Origin of the sequence: Enterobacter sp. RHBSTW-00318 (assembly GCF_014101375.1) — a bacterium.
GTDB lineage: Bacteria > Pseudomonadota > Gammaproteobacteria > Enterobacterales > Enterobacteriaceae > Enterobacter > Enterobacter ludwigii.
The window spans coordinates 4435456-4459419 of record NZ_JABXQH010000001.1 but is presented as its reverse complement, the minus strand read 5'-3'; the positions used below and the strand labels follow the sequence as shown (position 1 = coordinate 4459419).

Sequence of the window (23964 nt, the reverse complement as noted above, 5' to 3'; positions counted from 1 at the left end):
GAGGCGGTATGAGCGATCGTATTTTTGCCGGGATTTGGCTGCTGCTCTGCGTCGGTGGGATGTTCGTCGCCTGGCAGATCCACAGCGAATACAGCTATGAACCGGTGGGGCCGCGCCCCTTCCCGATGGGCATTGTTGGACTGATGCTGCTCTGCTCGGTGGCCCTGCTGCTCCGTCATCCGGATACCGTAGAGTGGCCACCGCGCCGTATTCTGCAGCGTCTGCTGGTGATGGTCATCGTTCTGCTGATGTACGCCTGGGGTTTTGAGTGGCTCGGCTTTCCGGTGGCAACCGCCATCCTGACGATGGTGATCGGCATGCTGTTTAACGCCACCCTCCCGGCGGCGGGGATTTCCGGCGCGGTAATGGGGATCTTGCTGTGGTTTGCCTTTGACCGCCTGCTGGATGTGACCTTACCGCTCGGCGCATGGTTTAATTAACGGAGCACGCTATGGATACCTGGATTTATCTCTCGCAGGGGTTCGCCGTGGCGATGACCCCCGAAAACCTGGTGATAGCCCTGATCGGCTGCTTTGTCGGGACCATTGTGGGTCTGCTGCCCGGCCTTGGGCCGATTAACGGCGTCGCCATTTTACTCCCGCTGGCGTTTGCCCTGCATCTGCCTGCGGAATCGGCGCTGATCCTGCTGGCGACGGTGTATATCGGCTGTGAATATGGCGGGCGTATTTCATCCATCCTGCTGAACGTGCCTGGCGATGCGGCGGCCATTATGACCGCGCTGGATGGCTACCCGATGGCACGGCAGGGTCGCGGTGGCGTGGCGCTGTCCATCTCCGCGGTCAGTTCGTTTTGTGGTTCGCTGATTGCCATCGGCGGTATCATTCTTTTTGCCCCTGCGCTGGCCCAGTGGTCGCTGGCGTTTGGTCCGGCAGAGTATTTTGCGCTGATGGTCTTTGCCATCGCCTGTCTCGGCAGCATGATGGCGCAGAATCCGCTGAAATCGTTTTTGTCCGCGTTGATTGGTTTAGGGTTAGCCACCGTCGGCGTGGATGCCAACACCGGGGTTTATCGCTTTACCTTTGACAGCGTGCACCTTTCCGACGGTGTGCAGTTTATCGTGGTCGTGATTGGCCTGTTCTCGGTCTCTGAAATTTTATTGATGCTGGAACATACCAGCAGCGGACAGACGCTGGTGCGTAAAACGGGCCGCATGCTTTTCAGTGCCAAAGAGGGCGCACAGTGTATCGGCGCGACGCTGCGTTCGTCGGTGATTGGCTTCTTCGTCGGTATTCTGCCGGGGGCCGGGGCCACCATCGCCAGCGCCATCACTTACATGACCGAGAAAAAGCTCAGCGGCAACAGTGACAGCTTCGGCAAGGGCGACATTCGCGGGGTAGCGGCCCCAGAGGCTGCGAATAACGCCTCGGCCTGCGGTTCGTTTATCCCGATGCTGACCCTTGGCGTGCCGGGCTCAGGCACCACGGCGGTGATGATGGGCGCGCTGACGCTCTATAACATTACGCCTGGACCGGCCATGTTTACCGAGCAGCCGGATATTGTCTGGGGGCTGATTGCAGCGCTGCTGATCGCCAACGTGATGCTGCTGGTCATGAACATTCCGCTGATTGGTCTGTTCACCCGGATGCTGACAATTCCCCTGTGGTTCCTGGTGCCGGCTATTGCGGCCGTCTCCGCGGTGGGAGTGTATGCGGTACACAGCACCACTTTCGATCTGGTGCTGATGGTGCTGCTTGGCGTACTGGGCTACATCCTGCGTAAGATGCACTTCCCGATGTCGCCGCTGATTTTAGGCTTTGTGCTGGGAGAGATGCTGGAGCAGAACCTGCGCCGCGCCTTGTCCATCAGCAACGGCAATATGTCTATTCTGTGGGACAGCAGCGTGACGAAGGTGCTGTTAGCGATGGCCATTCTGGTGATTGTGGTTCCGCCGGTATTGCGTCTGCTGCGTCGCCGCCAGCGCAAACCGGCACCGGATATCGGTTGATTATCCTTTCAACAGACGGGCGACCCACTGTTTTAATGCCTGGCGGGAGATCTTAATCCCGCCATTTTTAAGCTCTGCCGGCAGCATCAGCCAGTGCACTGGCTGCTCAAAGCGCGCCAGTTTACCCTGTACCCACGCCGGGAAGCCGGTGATATCGGTTCCCGGTTCACACTCCACCACCGCCACCGGACGCTGACCGAACTCGGCGTCATCGAGTGGGACGATAAACGCCTGGTTTATCTGCGGATGGCGGACAATAACCCGCTCAAGGCTTTCCGGCTGGATCCCTTCGCCCCCGCTGAAAAAGAGGTTGTCCATTCGGCCAAGGATCGTCAGGCGCCCGTCATGCCATTCCCCGCGATCGCGGGTGGCAAACCAGCCCTGTGCATTGGTCAGCGGAATCAATGCACCGTCCCGCCAGTAACCTGCGGCCATACTTTGCGCTTTGATCCACACTTCACCATCAACCACCCGCACCTCTCTGCCCGGCAACGCAGCGCCGACGTCCGGTTCACCGTCCGCCTCTTTGGCACAAACCGTTGAGGCAAACTCCGTCAGACCGTAGCCACAGAAAGTGCGGATCCCCCGCTGGCTCGCCTGCTGAGTCAGGTCAACAGGGATCGCGGCCCCGCCAAGCAGTACGGCTTTTAGCGCGACAGGCTGGTGTGCATTAAGCAGACGCCAGAGCTGCGTCGGTACCAGTGAGGCATGCGTACAGCCCTGCAGGGCCTGCGCCAGCGGCTGCTTCTCGCGGACGGTTAAGCGCGCGCCAGCCTGCAACCAGCGCCACAAAATCCCCTGCCCGGAGACATGAAACAGCGGCAGGGAGAGCAGCCAGTCGTCTTCATCGCCGTAGGGCATCAGCGAAAGCACGCCGCGTGCACTGGCAAGATGGGCGGCACAGGTATGGACCGCCGCCTTGGGTAAACCGGTTGAACCGGATGTCAGCGTCATGGAAGCCAGCCGCGACGGTTGCCACGCCACGCGACACCCACCCGGTGCCTCGCGCATGCTGAGTGCCACCAGCCCGTCGTAGACGCCGTCCAGCACCAGGGCAAAGCGCAGCGTCATCTGCGGGAGCAACACGTCCAGCAGCGGATGCGGCAGCTGCGGGTTAACGGGAAGAATACGTGCCCCGCACTGAAGCAATGCCAGCCACGCCATCAGGGTTTGCGGGTGATTATGCGCCAGCAGCAGTACGCCGTCGCCCTCCTGCACACCCTGCTGCTGAAAGCCTGCGGCCAGTCTGTCGATGCGCGCACACAGCTGTTGCCAGCTGAGCGTCTCATCGTTCAGCCTCAGGGCCGGTTTATCAGCATACTGCGCGCACCAGTGTCGCCACGGCCAGTCGGTAAAACTCATAGCAACGGCTCCAGCCCCTCAACGTCAAGGAGCGGCAGCGTGCTGTCTGGCCACGGACGGATAAGCTGATTTTGCATCAGGTTCAGCGTATCGAGACCGGGGACAGTGTCTGGCGTTAACCAGGCGGCAACGCGCGCCAGTTGCGTCAGCCCCAGGCTGGACTCAATCGAAGAGCTGATGACCGCCGTCAGCCCGGCGGCATGGGCCGCCGCGACCTGCTCACGTACCTTAGCAAGGCTGCCGGTCAACGTCGGTTTAATGACCACCGCGCGGACACCCGGTTCGGCGACAAACGCAAAGCCGTCTTCACGCAGGCTTTCATCCCACGCGATGGCGATGCCGGTTTCACGGGCAAACGCCCGGGAATCGTCGCGAGTTTTACACGGCTCTTCCAGAAACGCGATACGACTGCGGTACGCCGGGTTTACGTACTTCGCGAACTGCTGCGCCTTCAGCGGCGTCCAGGCGCGGTTAGCATCCAGACGCAGATGCAGGTCGGGCAATGCTTCCAGTAAGAGGTTAGCGACCATCCCATCGCGCACCGCTTCATAGAGACCGACTTTGATTTTCGCCACTTTCTCGCCCGGCATGGCGGCGAGCAGCGCAAACAGTTCATCCGGATCGCCCGTACAGAGCGGTGCCGCGCGGTAATTAGCCTCTGCAGGCAAGCTACCGTCCAGCTCTGCCAGCGCGCAGCTAATACCAAAAGCCGCGGAAGGCACCTCCGGCAACGCCGGGTTCGCGCCCTCACGCCACTCACTGGCCCACGCCAGCAATACCGTCTGCGCGTCCTCCAGCGATTCAAGGCTAAAGCCCGGCAGCGGCGAAATCTCGCCCCAGCCTTCCTGCTCGCCCTGCTGCAGATGCACCAGCATGCCATCACGGGTTTTTAACCGCCGTTCACGCAGCACCACGCCCGCGTCCATCGGTATCTGCCAGCGGTAAACCTGCGCGCGACGCATTACGGATTCCGTTTATATTTGCTGAAGTCAGGCTGGCGTTTTTCGTTAAAGGCGTTGCGACCTTCCTGCCCTTCTTCGGTCATGTAGAACAGCATGGTGGCGTTACCTGCCAGCTCCTGCAGACCTGCCTGACCGTCACAGTCGGCATTCAGGGCCGCTTTCAGGCAGCGCAGCGCCATTGGGCTGTTTTGCAGCATTTCACGACACCAGCGCACGGTCTCTTTCTCGAGATCGGCAATTGGCACCACGGTGTTCACCAGGCCCATATCCAGCGCTTCCTGAGCAGTGTACTGACGGCACAGGAACCAGATTTCACGGGCTTTTTTCTGACCGACAATGCGAGCCATGTAGGAAGCCCCCCAGCCACCATCGAACGAACCCACTTTCGGGCCCGTCTGGCCAAAGATGGCGTTCTCTGCGGCAATGGTCAGGTCACACATCATGTGAAGCACATGGCCGCCGCCGATGGAGTAGCCTGCCACCATCGCCACTACCGGCTTTGGACAGGTGCGGATCTGGCGCTGGAAATCGAGCACGTTCAGGTGGTGAACGCCAGAGTCATCCTGGTATCCGCCGTAATCGCCGCGCACTTTCTGATCGCCACCGGCACAGAACGCTTTTTCACCTTCGCCGGTCAGGACGATAACACCGATGTTGTCGTCATAGCGCGCGTCTGCCAGCGCCTGAATCATCTCTTTGACGGTCAGCGGACGGAACGCGTTACGCACCTGCGGGCGGTTGATGGTGATTTTGGCAATGCCGTCTGCGGATTTGTGGTAACGAATGTCGGAGTAACCTTCGGAGCAGTCTTGCCATTCAACCGGCGCATAGAGCATGTGTTCATCAGGATAGATCATAGAGAGTCCTTTATTCGAAGACGCAGTATCTGAGCCAGACTCGCAGCAACCGCAGCGGGTTTTTCCCGGTGGGCGTTGTGTCCGGCATGGGGGATCGCATGGCGTACGGCATGCAGTTCAGCCGCAAGGGCTTTGAACTTCTCATCACGTTCACCATATAAATAATCAAAAGCGACGTTGCAGGCGCTCAGTGCCGGACGTAAATCAGGCTGCACGGCCAGCGAGGTGGCCTCGAGCATCATCGCCAGAGTCGCGCCATTGTTCTGGCTACGCAGGCGAATAAGCGCCTGCCGCTGAACGTCCGTCAGGGAAGCAAATACAGGTTGTCGGTACCAGTCGGTGAAAACCACGTCGAGCGATTCGGTGCGAAAGCGCCGCGCCCAGCGGCGATCGGATGCCAGCCGCGCACTCCGCTCACCGGCATCCTGTAGCCCGGGATGGCTGCCTTCCACAATAATGCCCTTCAGCCCCTCTGGCTGCTGGCAGGCATGGAACATCGCAATGCGGCCGCCGAGGGAGTACCCCACCAGCCAGAAATTCAGTATGTTGTAACTAAGCAGGGTTCGGGTCAGCAAATCGCTCATCTCCTCGAACCCGGTCACGCCAGTATTGCCGGAACCACCGTGCCCCGGCAGGTCGAGATACAGCCGCGGGTAATCGCCCAGCGCCGCCCCGACCGTCTGCCACTCGCGGCAATCCCCGGAAAAACCGTGCAAAAAGACCAGCCAGGGATAACCTGGCTTTCCAGCCTGCTGCACGCCCGTAAGGATCACAGGTGGCTTACCTGGGCCAGCAGGTTTTGCAGTTTCTGCGCGCCGTCAGCATCGTTCACCACCAGCTCGATCAGCGTTGCACCGGGCTGTCGCCAGGCACTGCTCAGGGCCGCATCAAGCGCTTCCCAGCTTTCCGGGCGATGGTATTTCAGGCTGAACATTGCCGCGGCGTGTTCAAACTGCACGTTCTGCGGCATCAGATAGAAACGCTCACGTTCGCTCTGCGGGGTGGGCAGCAGGGAGAAAATCTGTCCACCGTTGTTGTTAACCACAATCAGCACAAACGGTGCCGAAACCTGACGCAGCAGCGCCAGGGCATTGAGGTCGTACAGTGCGGAGAGATCGCCAACGATCGCCAGCGTAGACTTCGCGCTGGCACGCTGTACGCCCGCCGCCGTGGAGATCAACCCGTCAATGCCGCTGGCCCCCCGGTTACTGTAGACCGGGTAACCGGCTGGCAGCTTTGAAAAGGCATCTATCAGGCGAACCACCAGACTGTTGCCGACAAACAGCTGCCCCTGCTCGGGCAGATACTGACGAATACGGTGTGCCAGCCCGGCCTCACTGAATGCTTCGCAGCTCGCCTGGGTTAACGCCCAGGCCTGTTCCGAAAGCGCCGGGATCGCAACGGCCCAGGGCTTGCGTTTTTCAGCCGGATGGAGTGCAAGCCAGGCGTCAATCTCACTGACCAGACGACGACCACGATGGTGCGCCGGGTCGAGCCGCCCTTCCAGCGAGTCCACCAGCCAGTACTCTTCTGGATCACAGGTAGCCTGCCACTGCAGTAACCGTTTACCGGTCAGGCTTGAGCCGAGCTGGACAATAATCTGCGCCTGCGAAAGCTCGGTGACCGCCTTCGCATTCCCCAGCCAGAGATCGGCACACGGCAGCGGCTGACCGGCCTGGGAAAGCACGTCGCCAATCAGCGGCCAGCCAAGGGTTTGCGCCCATTCCGCAACCAGCTTGCCTTGCGCGGCGCTCATGCGCCCGGCAACCACCACGCCACGCTTCTGCCGCCAGAAGAACCAGTCACGTTGTCTGGCGCTTTCAGGATGCGGTTGTGCACGCAGCCACGGCTTTTCACTTTGCCACCATTCCCCCAGGGTGCGCTGCCATTCAAGACCGGTGTCATCCATTTCGCCATACAGCGGTTCGGCAAACGGACAGTTAATATGCAGCGCCCCGCTGCGCAGTGTCCCGATGGCATGATCGATTGTCGAGACCAGCCAACTTGCCGGAATATCCTGAGTAGGACGCGGTAGCGCGATTGCCTGTGAAGGGTGCGAGGCAAAGATGCCCGGCTGACGAATGGCCTGGTTGGCACCACAGTCGATAAGCTCGGGGGGACGATCCGCGGTCAGCAGGATCAGTTTCTCCCCGGTTAATCCGGCTTCGATCAACGCCGGATAGAGGTTTGCCACCGCGGTACCGGAGGTCACAATCACCGCCACAGGCTCGTTGCTGACTTTCGCCAGCCCCAGCGCCAGATGGCCAAGCCCGCGTTCATCAAAATGAGTGTGGTGAATAAATGCCCGGTTTTCAGCGGCCGCCAGCGTCAGCGGGGTTGAACGAGAACCCGGTGCAATACACACGTGCCTGACGCCATGGCGAGTCAGGGCTTCAAGGATCACCGCCGCCCAGCGTCGGTTAAAAGAACTTACTGACATGAGATTGTCCGGTATCAAGAATGCGACACAGTATAAATAATAGAAAAAATTGGAATTTTGATATGAATCGGGATTGCGCGAATCAGTCTTAATCCCTTAGGAGCAGAGAGCGCAGTCCGGCCGCTTTGTTTTCTATCTCCTGCCACTCCTGCTCCGGGTCAGAGCCGCTGACAATTCCCGCCCCGGCGTACAGCCGCAGGGCGTCTTCGTAAACACGGGCAGAACGCAACGCCACGCAGAACTCGCTTTGTTCAGGGGATAAATACCCGGCAGAACCGGCGTACCACTCGCGGTCGAACGGCTCGTTGTGGTGGATAAAGTCGCGCGCCGCCTGACGCGGCAGACCGGCGACGGCCGCCGTGGGCTGCAGAACATGCAGGCATTGTGCATCGTCAGCGTGTTTGAGCTCGGTCCAGATACAGCGACGCAGATGCTGTACTTTACGCAGCCGAACAACCTGGGCGGGCAGCACCTCCAGCGTCTGGGTATGGTGCTGGAGCCGCTGGCAAATATCTTCCACCACCAGCATATTTTCACGCTGATTTTTGTCGTCGTTCATCAGCCAGTCGCCCAGCCGTTCGGCCTGTTTATCATCGGTATGGCTGGCGACGGTGCCTGCCAGCGCTTCCGTGCGCAGCAGCTTGCCGCGTCTACGCCACAGGCGCTCGGGGGTCGAGCCGAGAAACGCGTTGCTGGCATCGAACACCATGCAGAAATGGTAGCAGTTCAGGTTCAGGGCGCGGCTGGCAGCCATCAGTGCGACAGGATTAACAGAGTGCTTAAACTGCAGGTCGGTTGCCCGGGCGAGCACCACCTTTTCAAAATCACCGCGTGCGATGGTCTGGGTTGCCTTGCGGATAAGGCGCAGCCATTCGGGTTGTTCCGGATGATGCTTTTCCTGCACAACCTCAACGGACAACGGACGAATGGGTCTCGCCTCACCGAGCTGCTGGAGAAAATCCAGCGCGGCGCGGGCATCATCGTGAAGTGAACTGTCGCTCCACAGCTGCAGGCGTAACGTGGCATGTCCGGCGGTACGTCGCCACAGCAGACGCGGTAAAAACAGACTGCCCTGCTCGGGATTAAACGCATTCAGGCCGCAGATACGCGTGTCGCGGACCGCATCATGCGCCTGCAAAAACTGTGAGGCACATGCCAGAGAGGAGAAATGCGCGACGGCACCAAGCGCAGCAAGTTCTTCATCACCGTTACGCTGTTGCCAGTAAAACTGAGGATAGCAATGCTGAACACCTAGCCAGGCCAGGGGATCGAAGGCGTCGTTTAACGGGAAAGAGACGTCGAAGTGATGTAAACCGGGTGCAGTGGGTAACGCTTGCGTAAGCTGGCTACGCAGATGCTCCAGCGCGGTGGAAATCGAATTCACGCGAACCTCTCCCTGTTAAAGCCGCATATTATACGGGGTACTGACCATAAATAGCAGTACCCACGTATAGGGAGTGGTTAACCGTATAAGGAACGTTAACGGCGGGCTAAAAGCAGCCCCAGCACCAGTCCGACAGCTGCCCCTACCCCGATGCCTTGCCATGGTTTTTCATGGACGTAATCATCGGCACGGTATACCGCCTTTTTCGCGCGGTAGTAGTAATTGTCCGAAGCATGGCTGACGCGATTTTTAACATCATCCAGTGCTTTTTCGGCACGGGCTTTCAACTCAATATATTTCTGATCGGCAGGGTCGCCCGACGAACGTAACACCTCTTCCAGCGTTTCGCTCAGCAAGGCCAGGTCGTCATCGATACGGGTATCCCAGGATTGAAATGACATATTTTTCTCCATGTTAGTACACCAGTCCGCTAACTATAGCCAACGACTCGCCATTACGCCTGTTTCGCTTCCCGCGCCATGCCGATGTGTGGAATCCCGTCCTCATCGTACACCTCCGTCACGGGCGTAAACCCAAAATGCCCGTAAAACGGTTGCAGGTGCGCCTGCGCGCCCAGATATAACGCCTTGTCCGGCCACTGTTTTTGGCACGCTTCCAGCGTTTTTTCCATCAGCTGATAGCCCAGTTTTTCACCACGCGCGTTGCCGCTGATAATCACGCGACCAATCACGACAGGCTCAAAATCGTCTTCGCTTTTCAGAATCCTCGCATACGCCACCAGCGCGTTGTCCCGCCAGCCAAGAATATGGCGATTCTCGCCAATAAGATCATCGCCATCGATATCCTGATACGGGCAGGTTTGTTCAACAACAAACACTTCGCAACGCAGTTTAAGCAGCGCGTAAAGTGACGTTACCGTGAGCTCACTATGGTGTAAATCTTGCCACTGGATCATGTCGGTCTCCTTCCTGGGTTCATCACGTTATACTAAACCCCTCCCCGTTCGGCAAAGGGCTGATTACGTTATGGAACTGATTTTTCTCGGTACGTCCGCTGGAGTGCCAACCCGATCACGAAATGTGACCGCGATTCTGCTGGATTTGCAGCACCCGACGCAGGGTGGATTATGGCTTTTTGACTGCGGTGAAGGGACGCAGCATCAGCTGTTACATACCCCGTATCATCCCGGAAAACTGGATAACATTTTCATTACCCATCTGCATGGCGACCATCTGTTTGGCCTGCCTGGCCTGCTGTGCAGCCGCTCAATGGCGGGCAATGCCAACCCGCTGACGATTTACGGGCCTGCGGGTATTCGGGAATTTGTCGACACCACGCTGCGCCTGAGCGGCTCATGGACAGATTATCCCCTGGAGGTGGTGGAGATAACCACTGGTCTGGTGCTGGATGACGGGGTTTATCGGGTGACAGCCCAACCCCTGAGCCATCCGGTGGAGTGCTATGGTTATCGCATTGAGGAGCAGGATAAACCCGGCGCGCTCAATGCGTCGGCGTTACTGGCCGACGGGATTAAACCTGGGCCGCTGTTCCAGCGTCTGAAGCAGGGCGAAACCGTGACGCTGGAAGACGGGCGCGTCATCAACGGGCAGGATTACCTCGCCGCCCCGCAGCCCGGGAAAAAACTGGCGATTTTTGGCGACACGGCCCCGTGCCCGGCGGCGTTGCTGCTGGCGCAGGGTGTGGATCTCATGGTGCATGAAGCCACCCTCGAGGCGGCGATGGAAGAGAAAGCCAACAGCCGGGGCCATAGCTCTACGCACCAGGCGGCGCAGCTTGCGCATGACGCGGGCGTCGGGAAACTGATCGTCACCCATGTCAGCTCGCGCTACGACGCCCGGGGCTGTGAACGCCTGCTGGCAGAGTGCCGTGAACGGTTCCAGGAATGTGAGCTGGCCGAAGATTTCGCTAAGGTCAGCGTTTAGTCCTTCATTTTTCTCTCAGAGTGCCGATAACGATTAAAAGGTCAGCATTTCTCTCGAGGGTAGAATGGATAATTTCCAGAAAGATATTGATGACAGGGCGAATCTCACCCTGTCGAACCGTTTTGAACTGTTGCTGTTCCGTCTTGGCACCTCTCTGAACGCAAATAAATCCGAGCTGTTTGGCATTAACGTCTTTAAGCTGCGTGAAATTGTGCCGATGCCAGAGTTCACGAAACCCGCCGGGATGAAATCACCGCTGATGGGCATGGTGAATATTCGCGATCAGGTTATCCCGGTAATCGACCTGGCTGCCGTGGCGGGCTGTAAGCCAACCACCGGGCTGAACATCCTGCTGATCACGGAATATGCCCGCAGCGTGCAGGCTTTTGCGGTAGAATCCGTTGAGAACATCATGCGCCTTGACTGGAAGCAGGTGCACGCGGCGGAAACTGCCGTCAGCGGGCGGTACATCACCAGTATCGCTTGTCTGGATGAGAAGACCGATACCAATGAGCTGGCGATGGTGCTCGACGTTGAGCAGATCCTGTATGACATCACCCCGGCCAACCACGACCTGCATGCCACGGATCTGAAGACCACGAAATTCCACATCAAGCCCGGTGCCGTCGCGATTGTCGCCGAAGACTCTAAAGTGGCACGCTCGATGCTGGAAAAAGGTCTGCAGGCGATGGAGATCCCGGCGCAGCTGCATATCACCGGCAAAGACGCGTGGGAGAAAATTAGCGTGCTGGCGGCACAGGCTCAGGCTGAAGGTGTTCCGATTACCGATAAGATCGCACTGGTGCTGACCGACCTGGAAATGCCGGAGATGGACGGCTTTACCCTGACGCGTAAAATCAAAACCGACCCGCTGTTGAAAGATATTCCGGTGGTGATCCACTCTTCCCTCTCCGGCAATGCTAACGAAGATCATATTCGTAAGGTGAAAGCCGACGGTTACGTGGCAAAGTTTGAACTCAATGAACTGTCGTCAGTCATTGAAGAAGTTCTGGATCGGTCAATGAAGAAGATTGACGGTCCGCTGATTAGCCGTAAACAGCTGGCTTAACTTTCAGCAGGCTCACGCCTTCCCGACAGGGCAAGGCCGCAAGCCAACAAAAAACCCGCCGAGGCGGGTTTTTTTATTCACTGCGGTCAAACAGCAACGTGATTACATCAGCGGCATCGCGTGCTGCACGATGGTGATCAGCGGCTGTGGATAGATACCGAAGATCAGTACCAGCAGCGCGGAGATCAGTACCACGATACCACCGGCGCTGTATTGCCAGTTACGCGGCGCATCACGGTTCAGCTGCTGAGGTGCACTCAGATACAGACTCACGGCCACACGCAGGTAGTAGTAGAGACCGATTGCAGAGCCGATAACCACGCCCGCCGTCAGCCACCACAGGTGTGCCTGCACACCCACTGCCAGCACGTAGAACTTACCGATAAAGCCCAGCGTCATCGGAATACCCGCCAGAGAGAGCATCATTACGGTCATAACGGCGGACAGAATCGGACGGTGCCAGAACAGACCACGGTAGGAGAACAGGGAATCTGCATCCGGACCACGGTACGGGCTGGACATCAGGCTCACCACGCCGAACGCGCCGAGGCTGCTGAACAGGTAACCGGCCAGGTAAACACCGACGGTCTCCATCGACATCTCACCGCTCTGCAGCGCAATCAGTGCCACCATCAGGTAGCCCAGGTGGGAGATAGATGAGTAGCCCAGCAGACGTTTAATGTTGGTCTGGCTCAGCGCCATCAGGTTACCGAAGATGATGGAAGCAAACGCGATGATACCCAGCACCACGCGAACCGCTTCGCTGTCACCCACCGGCGCGTACAGGAACAGACGCATCACCACCCCGAAGATAGCGATTTTGCTCGCCGTCGCCAGGAAGGTTGAGACAGGAGCAGGCGCGCCCTGGTAGACGTCTGGCGTCCACAGGTGGAACGGAACCAGAGAGAGCTTAAAGCCAAGGCCAACAATCATCATGCCCAGACCCGCCAGCAGCAGCGGTTCGTGCAGCATACCGTCGCCGAGGCTCTTGCCGAGCGCCATGAAAGAGAGGTTTCCGGACTGTGCGTACAGCAGCGCGATACCAAACAGCAGGAAAGACGACGCGGCAGCAGACAGAATGGTGTACTTGATGCTCGCTTCCAGAGAACGTTTCTGACGGAAGGCGTAACCAATCAGACCGAACAGCGGCAGAGAGATAAGCTCAATACCGAGGAACAGCGCAGCCAGATGGTTCGCATTCGCCAGCAGAATACCGCCCAGCGCGGCAATCAGTACCAGCAGGTAAAACTCTTCTTTGTTGTCGTTGTAGCCTTCCAGCCATGGGTACGCAAACGTACAGGTTGCCAGGCTCGCCAGCAGAACCAGACCCGAGTACAGCATGGCATAGCCGTCAACGCGCATCAGTGGAGTGACGTCCATCGCCCCGCCCTGGCCAACAAACCAGAGAGAGACTAATGCGGCGTTCAGACCGATGACCGACAGCGTGGCATTCAGGAAGTGATTGCGTCGCCACGCAATGGAGAGCATCACAACCACCACCGTCAATCCGACGATCAGCAGCGGTAGCAGCGCGATCAGTTGTTGTGGAGTTATTGTCATGGCGAATTACGGCCTTGTAGTAGAAGCAGAATTAACAAACCACTGCTGGATATTCCCCATCGCGGAGTGCGAGGTATCCAGAATTGGCTGCGGGAAGAAGCCCAACAGCACCAGCAGTACGACCAGCAGCAGGATGATGAACAGCTCACGCAGCGACATCCCCGGCAGTTCTTTTGCAGCAATTTCGCTCTTCGCTTTACCGAAGTAAGCGCGGTGCAGCATCGCCAGCGAGTAAACGGAAGCGAACACCAGACCAAAGGTGGAGATCACGGTAATGACCGGCACCACTTTGAAGCTGCCGAACAGAATCATAAATTCGCCGACGAAGTTACCGGTGCCTGGCATACCCAGCGTGGCCACCGCGAAGAACATAGAGAGCGCTGGCAGCCATTTAATTTTGCTCCACAGACCGCCCATCATACGCATGTCACGGGTGTGAAGACGTTCGTACAGCTGACCACACAGGATGAAGAGACCGGCTGCGGACAGACCGTGCGCAATCATCTGGATAACCGCACCCTGGTAAGCCAGCTGGCTGCCGGTGTAGATGGCAATCAGTACAAAGCCCATGTGAGAAACGGAGGTGTACGCAATCAGACGTTTAATGTCGTACTGCGTGAAGGCCATCCAGGCACCGTAGAAGATACCGATCACACCAAGCCACATCGCAATTGGCGCGAACTCAGCGGACGCATTCGGGAACAGCGGCAGAGCGAAACGCAGCAGACCGTAGGCCGCGGTTTTCAGCAAGATCCCCGCCAGGTCAACGGAACCCGCCGTTGGCGCCTGTGAGTGCGCGTCTGGCAGCCAGCCGTGCAGGGGAACCACCGGCATTTTCACCGCGAAGGCAATGAAGAAGCCCAGCATCAGCAGGTATTCCACACCGTGAGACATCGGGGTCTTCAGCAGGTCTTCATAGTTGAAGGTCCAGATACCGGTCGCCGTGTGGTGAACAAACACCAGCGCCAGAATCGCAATCAACATCACCAGACCGCTCGCCTGGGTATAGATGAAGAACTTGGTTGCCGCCGTGATACGCGTTTTACCGTCGGACGCCTTATGGCCCCACAGCGCGATCAGGAAGTACATCGGCACCAGCATCATCTCCCAGAAGAAGAAGAACAGGAACATGTCGATGGCAAGGAACACGCCGATCACGCCGCCCAGGATCCACATCAGGTTCAGGTGGAAGAAGCCCTGGTATTTTTCAATTTCTCGCCAGGAGCACAGTACCGCCAGAACGCCGAGCAGACCCGTCAGCACCACCATCAGCAGCGACAGACCGTCGATAGCCAGGTGAATGGTTATCCCAAAACGCGGGATCCACGGCAGAATAAATTCAGACTGCCACTGCGGAATCCCCGCAGACTGCGTCAGAGAGTAGCCACCCTGCAACCACAGTTGCAGACCAAGCGCGAGCGTCAATCCCATGGTGATCAGCGCGATCCAGCGCGGCATCTTCACGCCAAAGCGTTCAGTCTGCCAGCACAGGAAGCCGCCGATGAAGGGAATTAATATTAGCCAGGGTAGTAACATGGCGATTTACATTCCTTTTTAAGGCCCCCAGCAGGGGCCTGATTTTCAACGAATTCGAATAAAATTCACTTAACGATCAACGCAACACCATCAGCAGCGCCAGCACGACAACCGCACCGATGCTCATGGACGCCACATACCAGCGCAGGTAACCGTTCTCGCTGAACAGCAGGCCTTTACCTGCAAAGCGGGAAAGGATCGCCGGGATATTCATCAGGGAGTTCAGCGGATCGCGTTTCAGCAGCCACGCAATGCCCAGGAACGGCTTGACGAAGATCATGTCGTACAGCCAGTCGAAGCCCCACGCGTTGTACCACCAGGTCCCCAGCAGGCGGCCTGGCGCACTGTTGGCAACGGCAGTCACCAGCGTGCGTTTGCCCAGCCACAGCCATGCTGCGATAAGGATGCCCGCGATAGCGACCACACCCGAGGTAATTTCAAGCGTCAGAACGCGACCGTGCTCAAGCTCGGTGGTGTCCGGCAGTACGCCCTGCAGCGGTGGCACAATCAGTGCGCCAACGAAGGTGGAGAGTACCAGCAGCACAATCAGCGGCAGGTGATGAGTAATCCCCTTCCCTGCGTGAGCGTGAATTTGTTCTTTACCGTGGAATACGATGAAAATCATACGGAAGGTATACAGGGAGGTCATGAACGCACCGACCAGACCCGCAACCATCAGATTGATATGACCATTCGCCATGGCACCGGCAAGGATTTCGTCCTTACTGAAGAAGCCCGCGGTAATCAGCGGCAGTGCCGCCAGCGCCGCGCCGCCCACCAGGAAGCAGACATAAACCAGCGGAATGGACTTACGCAGTCCGCCCATCTTGAAGATGTTCTGCTCGTGGTGGCAGGCCAGAATCACGGAACCGGATGAGAGGAACAGCAGCGCTTTAAAGAACGCGTGCGTCATCAGGTGGAAAATGGCTGCGTCCCATGCCTGAACACCCAGTGCCAGGAACATATAACCAATCTGGCTCATGGTGGAGTACGCGAGAACGCGTTTGATGTCGGTTTGCACCAGCGCGGCAAAGCCTGCCAGCACCAGCGTTACCGCACCAACGATACCCACCAGATGCAGAATTTCCGGCGTCATCAGGAACAGACCATGCGTACGCGCAATGAGGTAGACCCCAGCGGTAACCATGGTTGCGGCGTGGATCAGCGCGGAGACAGGCGTTGGACCTGCCATCGCGTCGGCCAGCCATGTCTGCAACGGCAGCTGCGCGGATTTACCCACGGCACCACCCAGCAGCATCAGCGTTGCCCACCACAGCATGTCATTGCCGGCAGCGAAGTGCGCTGGCGCCAGTTCCACCATTTCGCGGAAATTCAGCGTGCCCAGTTCGTTGTAGAGAATGAACAGCGCGAAGGCGAGGAAGACGTCACCCACACGGGTCACGACAAACGCTTTCATGGCCGCTGCGCCATTCTTCGGATCGGTATAGTAGAAGCCGATCAGCAGATAAGAGCAGAGACCCACGCCTTCCCAGCCGAGATACATCAACAGCAGGTTATCGGCCAGCACCAGAACAACCATGCTCGCGATAAACAGGTTGGTGTAGGCGAAGAAGCGGGAGTAACCCTCTTCACCGCGCATATACCAGGAGGCAAACATGTGGATCAGGAAGCCCACGCCGGTCACCACGGAGAGCATGGTCAGAGAGAGACCATCCAGCACCAGGTTGAAACCGATGTTGAAATCACCGACCGACATCCAGGTCCACAGCGGTACGCTGAAGGCCTGACGCCCGTTGTTAAAGAAGTCGATACCCGCATACGCTGTCACCAGCGCAGCCAGACCCACAGAGCCCATGCCGACGGTGGCGGACAGATTCTCAGACCAGCGGCCACGAGAAAACGCCAGCAGCACGAAGCCAATCAGCGGAAAAATAATGGTTAAGGCAAGCATGTTCATCCACGCAACTCACTTACTGAATCGATGTTCAGGTTCTGGCGGCGACGATGGAGCTGCAGTAACAGCGCCAGGCCAATACTCGCTTCGGCAGCCGCGAGGCTGATGGCGAGAATGTACATCACCTGACCATCGGTCTGGCCCCAGTAGCTTCCGGCGACCACGAAGGCCAGCGCGGAGGCGTTAATCATGATTTCCAGACCGATCAGCATAAACAGCAGATTGCGGCGGATAACCAGACCGGTTAAGCCCAGAACGAATAAAATCGCAGCGAGGATCAGTCCATGTGTTAAGGGGATCATGCGCGTTCCTCCGTTTTTCTTTTCGCGCGGTCGTCAGTGCGGTTGCTCAGCAACTCACCAGCACGCTCTTCGCGGCCAACGTGGAAGGCGACAACCAGGCCCGCCAGCAGCAGCATAGAGGCCAGTTCAACCGCCAGGACGTATGGGCCAAACAGCGTAATACCCACCTCTTTAGCGCCGATTGGCGTGCCGTCGATGCCCTGATCATTCACGCCCAGAATGGCGTAAACAATGACCACCAGCATGATGGCCGACAGGATCGCCGGGCCAATCCAGACCTGCGGTTTTAACCACTGACGTTCCTGCTCAATTTCAGAGCCGCCCAGGTTCAGCATCATCACCACGAAGACGAACAGCACCATGATGGCCCCGGCGTAGACGATGATCTCCAGCGCACCAGCAAAATGCGCGCCCAGCGCAAAGAACACCCCGGAAATAGCCAGCAGCGAGATAATTAAGTACAGTAGCGCATGCACCGGATTGGTGTGCGTAATCACTCGCAGCGTAGCCAGGATGGCGATAAGGCCACAGATATAAAAAGCGAATTCCATTGCCCTCTCCTTACGGTAACAGGCTCTTGACGTCGATAGGCTTAGCTTCGTTCTCTGCTTCGCCCTTATCTTTGCCGTCGATTGCCATACCCGCCATCCGGTAGAAGTTATATTCCGGGTATTTGCCCGGACCGGAAATCAGCAGATCCTCTTTCTCGTACACCAGGTCCTGACGCTTATACTCACCCAGTTCGAAGTCCGGGGTCAGCTGAATCGCCGTGGTTGGGCACGCTTCTTCACACAGACCGCAGAAAATGCAGCGTGAGAAGTTGATGCGGAAGAACTCAGGATACCAGCGGCCATCTACCGTCTCTGCTTTCTGCAGAGAGATACAGCCCACCGGACACGCTACCGCACACAGGTTACAGGCAACGCAGCGCTCTGAACCGTCCGGATCGCGCGTCAGCACGATACGGCCACGGTAGCGCGGCGGCAGATATACCGGCTCTTCCGGGTACATCCGGGTTTCGCGTTTGGCAAACGCGTGCAGGCCGATCATCCAGATACTGCGTACCTGAGTGCCGAAACCTACCAATAATTCTTTTAAGGTCATGGTCTATAGCCCCTTATGGCTGCTGCCAGAGAATGACAGCCGCCGTTACCAGCAAGTTGATGAGCGTCAGCGGCAGGCACACTTTCCAGCCGAAGGACATTACCTGGTCATAACGCGGACGCGGTAACGCTGCGCGAATCAAAATGAACATCATCATGAAGAACGCGGTTTTCAGCGCGAACCAGATGAACGGCGGTAAGAACGGGCCATGCCAGCCACCAAAGAACAGCGTTACCATCAACGCGGAAATGGTGACAATACCGATGTACTCGCCCACGAAGAACAGACCGAATTTCATACCGGAATATTCGATGTGGTAACCGTCGGCCAGTTCCTGTTCGGCTTCTGGCTGGTCAAACGGGTGACGGTGACACACCGCCACGCCCGCGATAGCAAAGGTAATAAAACCAAAAAACTGCGGGATAACGTTCCAGATGTCAGCCTGGTTGTTGACGATGTCGGTCATGTTGAATGAACCGGCTTGCGCCACCACACCCATCAGGGAAAGCCCCAGGAATACTTCGTAGCTCAGCGTCTGCGCAGAAGCACGCATCGCACCCAGCAGGGAGTATTTGTTGTTACTGGACCAGCCCGCGAACAGCACCGCATACACGGCGAGGCCTGCCATCATCAGGAAGAACAGAATGCCGATGTTCAGGTCAGCCACCACCCAGGTCGGGCTGACAGGAACAATCGCGAACGCCAGCAGCAGCGAGGTAAAGGCGATCATCGGTGCCAGAGTAAAGATCACGCGGTCCGAGAAGCGCGGGATCCAGTCCTCTTTAAAGAACATCTTGATCATGTCCGCTACCAGCTGGAGTGAACCACCCCAGCCCACGCGGTTCGGTCCGTAACGGTTCTGGAACAGACCGAGCAGACGACGTTCACCAAAGCTCATGAACGCGCCACAGGTGACGACCACCAGCAGGATAACTATCGCTTTCAGAATGCTCAGCAGGATGTCGATAAGATCCGGCGTTAACCAACTCATGCTTTTGCCTCCTGCAGATTATCAAGACGCGCACCCGCCAGTACCGGCGCGATGCCAGGCATACCCATCGGCAGACCCACCTGCCCTGCTGTCAGACTTTCAGAGATAATCAGCGGCAAGCTGATTGTCTGGCCATCATAGCTAAAGGCGATGTTCGCACCCGCGTTAACGCCAAGCTTCGCGGCATCTGCCGGGTTAAGCTTGATGTACGGCTGCGGCATGCGGCTCTGGAATACCGGAGAACGCTGGGACAATTCGTCACTGCCGAACAGATGGTAGTACGGCGCAATACGCCAGTTCCCTTCCTGCGCCTGGAAGCTCGCCGGCACGGTGGTGAAGAAGTCCAGACCGGTGTCGGAAGCTTCAATCAGACGCACGCCCGGGTCACCGTGGCGCAGAGAGCCGCCCACTTCAGCCTGGAATTTGTTCCATGCCTGCGGGGAGTTCCAGCCTGGTGCCCATGCGAACGGAACCTGAGAGCGCGGTGCAGACGGCTGGTTGTTCCCTTCCATTGAGAAGGCAAACATCGTGTCTTTATCCTGCGGCTGACGAGGTTCGTGAACGCTGATGTTGGCTCGCATCGCGGTACGACCGCTGTAACGGTGCGGTTCACGCGCCAGTTTCTGGCCACGAATACGGAAGCTTGCGTCAGGAGCCGCATCTTTGATGCCAGCCAGCTGAGGCAGTTTTTCCACGACCGCGTCGATAACATGGTCGAGCTGCGTCCAGTCCACTTCACGGCTCTGAACGGTGCTGTGCAGAGAGTGCAGCCAGCGCCAGCTTTCCAGCATTATGGTGTTGCTGTCGTAGTACGCCGGGTCATACACCTGGAAGAAACGCTGTGCGCGGCCTTCGTTGTTGATAACCGTGCCGTCGCTTTCCGCGAAGCTTGCCGCAGAGAGCACCAGGTGCGCTTTGTCCATGATCGCGGTGCGCTGATGGTCAATAACCATCACCAGCGGCGCTTTGGAGAGCGCTGCGTCAACGCGTGCGGCAGAAGCATGGCGATGCAGGTCGTTTTCCAGCACCACAACGGCGTCAGCAGCACCGGATTCCAGTTCGCTTAACGCAGCTTCCAGAGAGCCACCGCCAATCATTCCCAGACCGATGCTGTTCACCGCACGGGCAATCATGGTCACGCCAACGTCTGCACCACGGCCTTTCAGCGCTTTAGCCACGTTCGCGGCAGCCTGAATGATCTCCGCGCTACCGGCGTTAGTCCCGGAAACAATCAGGGGTTTCTTCGCACCCGCCAGGGCCTGAACAATCACATCAACCTTGTTCTGCAGGTCGCGATCGAGACCTTCAACGGCCGGAGAATTGCTGTCCAGCGCATGAGCAATCGCAAAGCCAAGACGGGCCTGATCTTCAACCGGCGCGCAGTAGGTCCACGCCGCGATATCGTCCAGACGCGTGCTGTCGACGTTGGTCACAAACAGAGGATGCTTAGCACGCTGACCGATGTTGAGGATTGCCGCAATCTGCCAGTCAGCCACTTTCTGAGCTGCCGCCATTTCACGAGCTTTACCTTTGACCGCCTGACGAACCGCCAGGGCAGCGCGAGCGCCGGTCTGCGTCAAATCTTCACCCAGCACCAGAACCGCATCATAAGATTCAATTTCACGCAGCGCTGGGGTATGAATACCGCCTTCACGCAGCACTTTCAGTACCAGCTGCAGACGTTCCTGCTCGCCCTGAGCGATACCGGTGTAGAAGTTTTCCGCCCCAACCAGCTCACGCAGCGCGAAGTTACTTTCGATGCTGGCGCGCGGGGAGCCGATACCGATCACTTTCTTCGACTGGCGCAGAATATCTGCCGCGCCCTGCATCGCCTGTTCAGCGTTCAGGGTGATGAAGTCATCACCACGGCGTTGAACGGGCTGACGTGGACGGTCTTTCAGGTTCACGTAGCCGTAGCCGAAACGACCGCGGTCGCACAGGAAGTAATGGTTAACGGTACCGTTATAACGGTTTTCAATACGACGCAGTTCGCCATAGCGCTCACCCGGGCTGGTGTTACAGCCCAGCGAACACTGCTGGCAGATGCTTGGTGCAAACTGCATGTCCCACTTACGGTTGTAACGCTCGGAGTGGGTTTTATCGGTGAAGACGCCGGTTGGACAAATCTCGACCAGGTTACCGGAGAATTCGCTTTCCAGCGTACCGTCTTCCGGACGACCGAAGTAGACGTTGTCATGCGCGCCATACACGCCCAGATCTTGTCCGTCTGCGTAATCTTTGTAGTAACGCACGCAGCGGTAGCAGGCGATGCAGCGGTTCATTTCGTGAGAGATGAACGGCCCCAAATCCTGGTTGCGGTGGGTACGTTTGGTAAAGCGATAGCGACGGAAGCTGTGACCGGTCATTACGGTCATATCCTGAAGGTGGCAGTTACCGCCTTCTTCACAGACCGGGCAATCGTGCGGGTGGTTGGTCATCAACCATTCCACAACGCTTTCACGGAACTGTTTGGCTTCTTCGTCATCAATCGAAATAAAAGTGCCTTCGGTGGCTGGCGTCATACAGGACATCACCAGGCGACCACGCGTGTCTTCCGCGTTTTGATATTGCTTCACCGCACACTGGCGGCAAGCACCGACGCTGCCCAGCGCCGGATGCCAGCAAAAATACGGAATATCAAGGCCGAGCGACAGACAAGCTTCCAGCAGGTTGTCCGCCCCGTTGACCTCATACTCTTTGCCGTCTACATGAATCGTAGCCATTAGCATGCTTCCAGTTGGCTCAGTCGTAACTGAGCGTTAATCAAAATTCTGTTTTACCAGCGCGCTTTCAGCAGGTTCGGCTGAATCCCATTGATGGCATGGGTATTGCTGAACGGCTGCTTGATGCCTGCTTCGAATTCGTCGCGGAAATATTTAATCGCGCTCTGCAGTGGCTCAACGGCGCCTGGTGCGTGGGCACAGAAGGTTTTCCCGGGGCCCAGGAATCGACACAGTTGCTCAAGTGTCTCGATATCGCCAGGCTGGCCTTCGCCACGTTCGATAGCACGCAGGATCTTCACGCTCCACGGCAGACCATCACGGCACGGTGTACACCAGCCGCAGGACTCGCGGGCAAAGAACTCTTCGAGGTTACGCACCAGCGATACCATGCCGATCTCATGGTCGACGGCCATTGCCAGCGCCGTACCCAGACGGCTGCCTGCTTTACCAATGCTTTCGAATTCCATCGGCAGATCAAGATGGGCCTCGGTCAGGAAGTCGGTCCCTGCACCGCCTGGCTGCCAGGCTTTGAATTTCAGGCCATCACGCATGCCGCCAGCGTAGTCTTCAAGAATTTCACGTGCGGTGGTGCCAAACGGCAGTTCCCAGACGCCAGGGTTCTTCACGCGACCGGAGAAGCCCATCAGCTTGGTACCGGCATCTTTACTGTTCGAGATGCCCTGATACCACTCCACGCCATTGGCGAGGATTGCCGGGACGTTACACAGGGTTTCGACGTTGTTTACACAGGTCGGTTTACCCCAGACGCCAGAGCTTGCCGGGAACGGTGGCTTGGAACGTGGGTTCGCACGGCGGCCTTCCAGGGAGTTAATCAGTGCGGTCTCTTCACCACAGATATAACGCCCTGCCCCGGTGTGCACGAACAGCTCGAAGTCAAAACCGGTGCCAAGGATGTTTTTACCCAGCAGGCCCGCTTCAGTGGCTTCGGCAATCGCGCGACGCAGGTTTTCAGCCGCTTCGATGTATTCACCGCGCAGGAAGATGTAACCCCGGTACGCTTTCAGCGCGAACGCGGAGATCAGCATGCCTTCCACCAGCAGGTGCGGCAGCTGTTCCATCAGCAGGCGGTCTTTATAGGTGCCCGGCTCCATTTCATCAGCGTTACACAGCAGGTAACGGATGTTCATGGATTCGTCTTTTGGCATCAGGCTCCACTTCAGACCGGTGGAAAAGCCTGCGCCGCCGCGCCCTTTCAGGCCAGCGTCTTTAACCGCACTGACGATGTCGTCCGGCGCCATGCCGCCCAGGGCTTTACGCGCACCGGCATAGCCGTTTTTGCTCTGGTATTCGTCGAGCCATACCGGCTGTTTGTCATCACGCAGACGCCAGGTCAGTGGATGAGTTTCAGCAGTACGAATTACAGTTTTCATTTGTACTGCTCCAGCAGGTCAGGAATGGCTTCCGGCGTCAGATAACTGTGAGTATCCTCATCAATCATCATGGTCGGCCCCTTGTCGCAGTTCCCCAGGCAGCAGGTTGGCAGCAGCGTAAAGCGGCCATCGAACGTGGTCTGGCCTGGCTTGATATTGAGCTTTTTCTCAATCGCTGCCTGAATGCCCTGATAACCGGTAATGTGACAAACCACGCTGTCACAGTAGCGGATCACATGGCGACCCACCGGCTGACGGAAGATCTGGCTGTAGAACGTGGCTACGCCTTCTACGTCACTTGCCGGAATGCCCAGCACTTTTGCGATCTCACAGATCGCCCCATCCGGCACCCAACCACGCTGTTTCTGTACGATTTTCAGCGCTTCAATGGACGCCGCACGCGGGTCTTCGTAGTGGTGCATCTCGTGCTCAATAGCGGCACGTTCTGCTTCACTCAGCTCAAAAGCCTCGGTTTGTGGTTGTTGATTCTCGTGCATA

At 57.7% G+C, this 23964-nt stretch carries 22 protein-coding genes; 4 read left to right on the top strand and 18 right to left on the bottom strand.

Annotated elements, in window-relative coordinates; translation table 11 throughout:
• Positions 1-8 precede the first annotated feature (8 nt).
• Both HV157_RS21955 and HV157_RS21950 read left to right on the top strand, forming a co-directional pair.
• Entirely contained in the window at positions 9-440 is a 432-nt protein-coding gene (locus tag HV157_RS21955) for a tripartite tricarboxylate transporter TctB family protein (protein ID WP_020883153.1), read from the top strand.
• 11 nt (positions 441-451) lie between these two features.
• Positions 452-1966 (top strand): tripartite tricarboxylate transporter permease, encoded by a 1515-nt coding sequence (locus HV157_RS21950; protein ID WP_014170979.1) that lies wholly within the window; start codon positions 452-454, stop codon positions 1964-1966.
• Here HV157_RS21950 and menE read toward each other — a convergent pair whose 3' ends face one another.
• The 8 genes from menE to HV157_RS21910 all read right to left on the bottom strand — a co-directional run bounded on the left by menE (position 1967) and on the right by HV157_RS21910 (position 9887).
• On the bottom strand, positions 1967-3328 hold the full coding sequence (gene menE / locus HV157_RS21945; protein WP_182268936.1) for an o-succinylbenzoate--CoA ligase: 1362 nt from the start codon (positions 3326-3328) through the stop codon (positions 1967-1969).
• Positions 3325-4290, bottom strand: coding sequence for an o-succinylbenzoate synthase (gene menC / locus HV157_RS21940; RefSeq protein ID WP_182268935.1), 966 nt, complete (start codon positions 4288-4290; stop codon positions 3325-3327). The genes menE and menC overlap by 4 nt, the downstream gene beginning before the upstream one ends.
• Positions 4290-5147: a 1,4-dihydroxy-2-naphthoyl-CoA synthase gene (gene menB / locus HV157_RS21935; RefSeq protein ID WP_014170982.1), complete on the bottom strand. Its 858-nt coding sequence runs from the start codon at positions 5145-5147 to the stop codon at positions 4290-4292. The genes menC and menB overlap by 1 nt, the downstream gene beginning before the upstream one ends.
• Complete coding sequence (gene menH / locus HV157_RS21930; RefSeq protein WP_182378538.1) at positions 5144-5920, bottom strand: 2-succinyl-6-hydroxy-2,4-cyclohexadiene-1-carboxylate synthase; 777 nt, start codon at positions 5918-5920, stop codon at positions 5144-5146. Before menH ends, menB begins: the two co-directional genes overlap by 4 nt.
• Entirely contained in the window at positions 5917-7587 is a 1671-nt protein-coding gene (gene menD / locus HV157_RS21925; RefSeq protein WP_182268933.1) for a 2-succinyl-5-enolpyruvyl-6-hydroxy-3-cyclohexene-1-carboxylic-acid synthase, read from the bottom strand. The genes menH and menD overlap by 4 nt, the downstream gene beginning before the upstream one ends.
• A gap of 88 nt (positions 7588-7675) precedes the next feature.
• A complete protein-coding gene (gene menF / locus HV157_RS21920; protein ID WP_182268932.1) occupies positions 7676-8971 on the bottom strand; it encodes an isochorismate synthase MenF in 1296 nt (431 codons plus the stop codon).
• A gap of 95 nt (positions 8972-9066) precedes the next feature.
• On the bottom strand, positions 9067-9372 hold the full coding sequence (elaB, locus tag HV157_RS21915) for a stress response protein ElaB (RefSeq protein ID WP_020883147.1): 306 nt from the start codon (positions 9370-9372) through the stop codon (positions 9067-9069).
• A gap of 53 nt (positions 9373-9425) precedes the next feature.
• Positions 9426-9887 carry a GNAT family N-acetyltransferase gene (locus HV157_RS21910; protein WP_113656091.1) on the bottom strand — a complete coding sequence of 154 codons (462 nt, stop codon included), beginning with the start codon at positions 9885-9887 and terminating at the stop codon, positions 9426-9428.
• A 70-nt stretch (positions 9888-9957) separates the two neighbouring features.
• Here HV157_RS21910 and rnz point away from each other — a divergent pair, with 70 nt between their 5' ends.
• Complete coding sequence (gene rnz / locus HV157_RS21905; RefSeq protein ID WP_149376353.1) at positions 9958-10875, top strand: ribonuclease Z; 918 nt, start codon at positions 9958-9960, stop codon at positions 10873-10875.
• 64 nt (positions 10876-10939) lie between these two features.
• Complete coding sequence (locus HV157_RS21900; RefSeq protein WP_014170989.1) at positions 10940-11944, top strand: chemotaxis protein; 1005 nt, start codon at positions 10940-10942, stop codon at positions 11942-11944.
• A 102-nt stretch (positions 11945-12046) separates the two neighbouring features.
• On the opposite strand, the gene nuoN is transcribed toward HV157_RS21900, so the two are convergent.
• From nuoN to nuoE, 10 genes are all read right to left on the bottom strand, one after another.
• Positions 12047-13504: an NADH-quinone oxidoreductase subunit NuoN gene (nuoN, locus tag HV157_RS21895; protein WP_014170990.1), complete on the bottom strand. Its 1458-nt coding sequence runs from the start codon at positions 13502-13504 to the stop codon at positions 12047-12049.
• Between the two features lie 6 nt (positions 13505-13510).
• Positions 13511-15040, bottom strand: coding sequence for an NADH-quinone oxidoreductase subunit M (gene nuoM / locus HV157_RS21890; RefSeq protein ID WP_014170991.1), 1530 nt, complete (start codon positions 15038-15040; stop codon positions 13511-13513).
• Between the two features lie 76 nt (positions 15041-15116).
• Entirely contained in the window at positions 15117-16958 is a 1842-nt protein-coding gene (gene nuoL, locus HV157_RS21885) for an NADH-quinone oxidoreductase subunit L (protein ID WP_014170992.1), read from the bottom strand.
• Positions 16955-17257 carry an NADH-quinone oxidoreductase subunit NuoK gene (gene nuoK / locus HV157_RS21880; protein WP_003861496.1) on the bottom strand — a complete coding sequence of 101 codons (303 nt, stop codon included), beginning with the start codon at positions 17255-17257 and terminating at the stop codon, positions 16955-16957. The genes nuoL and nuoK overlap by 4 nt, the downstream gene beginning before the upstream one ends.
• Entirely contained in the window at positions 17254-17808 is a 555-nt protein-coding gene (gene nuoJ, locus HV157_RS21875; RefSeq protein ID WP_014170993.1) for an NADH-quinone oxidoreductase subunit J, read from the bottom strand. The genes nuoK and nuoJ overlap by 4 nt, the downstream gene beginning before the upstream one ends.
• Before the next feature lie 10 nt (positions 17809-17818).
• The gene (nuoI, locus tag HV157_RS21870) at positions 17819-18361 is read right to left on the bottom strand and encodes an NADH-quinone oxidoreductase subunit NuoI (protein WP_003861491.1); all 543 of its coding nucleotides are present in this window, start codon (positions 18359-18361) and stop codon (positions 17819-17821) included.
• A 13-nt stretch (positions 18362-18374) separates the two neighbouring features.
• Positions 18375-19352, bottom strand: coding sequence for an NADH-quinone oxidoreductase subunit NuoH (gene nuoH, locus HV157_RS21865; protein ID WP_014170994.1), 978 nt, complete (start codon positions 19350-19352; stop codon positions 18375-18377).
• Positions 19349-22075, bottom strand: a complete 2727-nt coding sequence (gene nuoG, locus HV157_RS21860) for an NADH-quinone oxidoreductase subunit NuoG (RefSeq protein WP_020883144.1) — start codon at positions 22073-22075, stop codon at positions 19349-19351. The genes nuoH and nuoG overlap by 4 nt, the downstream gene beginning before the upstream one ends.
• Before the next feature lie 53 nt (positions 22076-22128).
• Positions 22129-23466: an NADH-quinone oxidoreductase subunit NuoF gene (gene nuoF / locus HV157_RS21855; RefSeq protein ID WP_014170996.1), complete on the bottom strand. Its 1338-nt coding sequence runs from the start codon at positions 23464-23466 to the stop codon at positions 22129-22131.
• Positions 23463-23963 (bottom strand): NADH-quinone oxidoreductase subunit NuoE, encoded by a 501-nt coding sequence (gene nuoE, locus HV157_RS21850; protein ID WP_182268931.1) that lies wholly within the window; start codon positions 23961-23963, stop codon positions 23463-23465. The genes nuoF and nuoE overlap by 4 nt, the downstream gene beginning before the upstream one ends.
• Position 23964 lies beyond the last annotated feature (1 nt).